Origin of the sequence: Cylindrospermum sp. FACHB-282, assembly GCF_014697195.1 — a bacterium.
Lineage (GTDB): Bacteria > Cyanobacteriota > Cyanobacteriia > Cyanobacteriales > Nostocaceae > Cylindrospermum.
Window position 1 is genome coordinate 1 of the sequence record NZ_JACJRJ010000112.1, and the last position, 1,538, is coordinate 1,538.

Below are 1,538 nucleotides of genomic sequence, written 5' to 3' on the forward strand. Positions count from 1 at the left end.
CTCACTACTGCTGTATATTTCCCCCATATTTGGGCTTAAAAGTGAATTGATAACATCAATTTTGGAAGATTCGTGGCTTGTATGTATGGGTTATTTGTGCAAAATATTCTTCCAATCTGTACCTTGAAAACATGAAAATAGTAGGGCTTGATGTCTGCAAAGACAGTGTTGTTGCGTGGGAACTAACAACTATTCCCCGGAATTTCCGCACATATTTCAAAGAAAATAAGCGGCACGGCGTTGACCCATTAACTTTTAAAGCTAACGCTGAAGGGGTGGCGGGATTACTCGCACTCAAACCCGACGCGGTGGTGATGGAACCGACGGGAGTACATTACTCTTGGATTTGGGCCCACATCTGCCAAGCTGAAGGCATAACGGTAATTTGGGCAGGCCACCAGGAGGCTGTGCATTACCGCAAACAACACAAACTCCCCGACAAGAACGACCAGGCGGATGCTCTAGCCTTGGCTGCCTACGCTCTTACTCATTGGGGAGAAGATGATTTTTTCCTTCAATTTGAAGCGGGTAATGTGGCACGGCTGCGGCAATTGTGGTTGCAGTTGCAATCGTTGAATCGGATGAGGAGTCCGGTGGTGAATCGCGCCCGTCAGCAGCTGGCCCGTGAGTTTCCCGAAGCTGCCCTGAGTAAATCGCAGATTAGCGCGGCTGATGGCATGGAACCAATGTGGTGTTGGTTGGCTGGACGGGAACGAAATCTCAAAAGGCAAAGTTTTTACTACGATAAACTCTGGGAGCAGTCCATCGCCAAATCCTACGGTGTAGAAATCTCCACTTTTACCCGCCGCCTGGCTAACCAGCTGTGCGATTTGCGGGATTGGGAGATGGAGATTGAGGTTCAGATATTGGAAATTCTCTCTGCTCCAGAATTTAAGGTTTATCGTCAGGTGATGGGTAGATTCGGGATTGGCACTCGCCCCCAGGCACTATTAATTTCCCAAATTTACCCGGTGACAAAGTTTGAGTCGTTGGGGCGATTCAAGAGACGGCTGGGTATGGCGAAAGACGAAAACTCCAGCGGGGACAAAGAAACCATGAACACTGGCAATGGCTCAAAACTGTGCCGCACTCAGTTGTACCTGTGGATTTTCGATATGATTGCTCCAACGAAAGCGAGACCGGACAACGAAATCGGTCGGAAATTGGGGAAATTCTACGATACCAGGAAGGCGCAATTCCAAGACAACCCTGAGCTATGGAAGGAGAAAGCCATTGTTAGACAACAGGAGAAAGCGCTGCGGGAGTTTAAACAGAATCTCCAGCGCAGTCTATTACCCATGATGTCAAAGGAAATGGCGCCCCAGGTTGAGGCTATGTTGAATTTGACTATGCAGTCAATGCAGCTTAGTTTGCTCAGTTCGGCTAAGGAAATTGCACCGGGGGCGAAAACTCAGGATGTTAAGAAGGGTTTCGGTAATTTGGTGATTAGCCAAACTGCTGCCTATGGCTGTCGGTTGCTGTTCAAGGAGTTGAAAAAGGCGATCGCCACTAACTCAATCTAATTTTTAGGCGATCGC

Annotated in this window: 1 protein-coding gene; it reads left to right on the plus strand. The window is 48.2% G+C overall.

The annotated features are described in order from the left end of the window. Window positions 1-131: 131 nt before the first annotated feature. Window positions 132-1,523 (plus strand): IS110 family transposase, encoded by a 1,392-nt coding sequence (locus tag H6G32_RS26400; RefSeq protein WP_190463725.1) that lies wholly within the window; start codon window positions 132-134, stop codon window positions 1,521-1,523. Window positions 1,524-1,538: the final 15 nt, after the last annotated feature.

Coding starts and splice junctions, on each gene's coding strand:
- H6G32_RS26400 (WP_190463725.1), top strand. CDS start 132: ATGAAAATAGTAGGGCTTGATGTCTGCAAAGACAGTGTTGTTGCGTGG.